The organism is Moorena bouillonii PNG (genome assembly GCF_001942495.1).
GTDB lineage: Bacteria > Cyanobacteriota > Cyanobacteriia > Cyanobacteriales > Coleofasciculaceae > Moorena > Moorena bouillonii.
Window position 1 is genome coordinate 1,064,487 of sequence record NZ_MKZS01000001.1, and the last position, 1,896, is coordinate 1,066,382.

Consider the following 1,896-nt stretch of genomic DNA (forward strand, 5'->3'; position numbering starts at 1 on the left):
CAAGAGTCAATTTGCTTCTAAAAGTCCCCCAAAATTGGGGGATTTAGGGGGCTTGAATGTAGCAAATGAGACTTCTCAGACAACCTCTGATAGCTGATAGCTTACAGTGGTTTGCTGAAAATACCTTTGGCATAACTGTTATGAATTGCTCTAAGAATTCCCAAACTATTGAGCAAAACTATTGGTAGAATGCGGTTTTTGGTTTAAATGCAGCCTGGTCTAGTCTTGTGTCGATTACACAAGTGTGTCTTTTATGTAGATGGTAGAGATTGCACACTAGAGTATTTTCTACCATGATATATTTTCGAGCTGTTTTGAAATTAGGTCACTTTGAAAAGTGGCACAGTTAAAGGCTATTTTATAAATAAGATGATATAATGTAGCGGACTTTAATTGGGTAAGGTATAGGAAAGGGAATAGGGAATAGGGAGTACGGAACAAAAACTATCACAATTCCTACACGGATTGCTAGAGCTTTTTATTGTTATCCTAGAAAAATGCTTGTCTATTCTGTAAACCCTACAGCATGTCGAATCAGATTTATAACTGGCAGCGATTTTGGTGTTCTCCCTCTGATCGCTTTTATTTAGACTATGATGGTTACTTATCCGATCCAGAAGTTCAATCGGTCAAGGGTTACAATTACAATCCCAATCCTAAGTTGGTAACCTTTAGGGAAATTTCTGGAATACCCTGCCTAATACTCCTTGGTGAACCAGGCATCGGCAAGACTCAAGCCATGAAGGAGGAAGAAGAGAAAGTTACTGCTGAGCTTAACAATACAGACGATCAAATTCTGTCACTTGATCTTCGATCAGTTTTGACGAAAGATGAACTAACTCAGAAATTGTTTAAAAGCGAGGAATTTACTAGGTGGCAATCGGGCAGGCATCGGCTCCACATATTTTTAGATAGTTTTGATGAATGCCTTTTAGAAATCAACAAACTCGCAGTAATTTTAGTTGATGCTATTAAAAATTATAAGGAGCATGTTAAGCTTAAGCGTTTAACTCTTCGGATTGCTTGTCGAACAGCGGTATTACCATCTGTCCTTGAGCCAGGTCTCAAGAAACTTTTTGGAGAAGATTCCCTAAAAATATATCAGCTAGTTCCACTTCGTCGTCAAGATGTTGTCAAAGCAGCAGAAGCTAACGGAATTGATCCAGACGCTTTCTTAGAAGAAGTGTCTAGAAAAAATCTTGTGCCCCTAGCTATCAAGCCGATCACCCTAAACTTTCTTCTGAACAATTGGCTTCGTTATCAGTCTCTCGAAAATAAGAGTATTGATGAACTTTATCGTGAGGGCTGTCGCTGTTTATGCGAAGAAAGTAATTCTAGCCGTCGTGACTCAGGTGCTATTGGTGATTTCAATCGAAACCAGCGCCTGATCATTGCTGCTCGGATTGCGGCTGTTACAATTTTTGCCAATCGAGTTGCTGTTTGTAATGGAACATATGCAGATTGTGCTCGATCTAAAGATGAGCTAGTTCTAATTGAAAATCTCTGCATTGGGGAGGAAGTTGCTAATAGCAAGAATTTTGATATCAGTGAACCAGCTATCAAAGAGGTTTTAGATACTGGCTTGTTCTCATCCCGTGGTGAAAAGCGTATTGGGTGGTCTCATCAGACCTATGCTGAGTTTTTAGCAGCATGGTATTTGAAGAAACATCATGTCTCTGTGTCCTTATTCCAGAGTCTTTTCTATTTATCTAAGGATGAAGACCCTGAGCATAAATTAGTTCCTCAGTTCCATGAAACTGCTGCATGGTTAGCCACCATGATACCTGAGATACGTCAGGAAATTCTTACAACGGATCCTGATGTGTTACTTCACAGCGATATCTGAAGGGGTGACGAAACAAGCTGAAATGGTTGGTATGTAAAGGTAGTACCATT

1 protein-coding gene is annotated in these 1,896 nt (G+C 39.6%); it reads left to right on the forward strand.

Annotated features, from left to right (window positions below; translation table 11 throughout):
- Positions 1–526: 526 nt before the first annotated feature.
- The gene (locus BJP37_RS04380) at positions 527–1,846 is read left to right on the forward strand and encodes an NACHT domain-containing protein (protein ID WP_075896782.1); all 1,320 of its coding nucleotides are present in this window, start codon (positions 527–529) and stop codon (positions 1,844–1,846) included.
- Positions 1,847–1,896 lie beyond the last annotated feature (50 nt).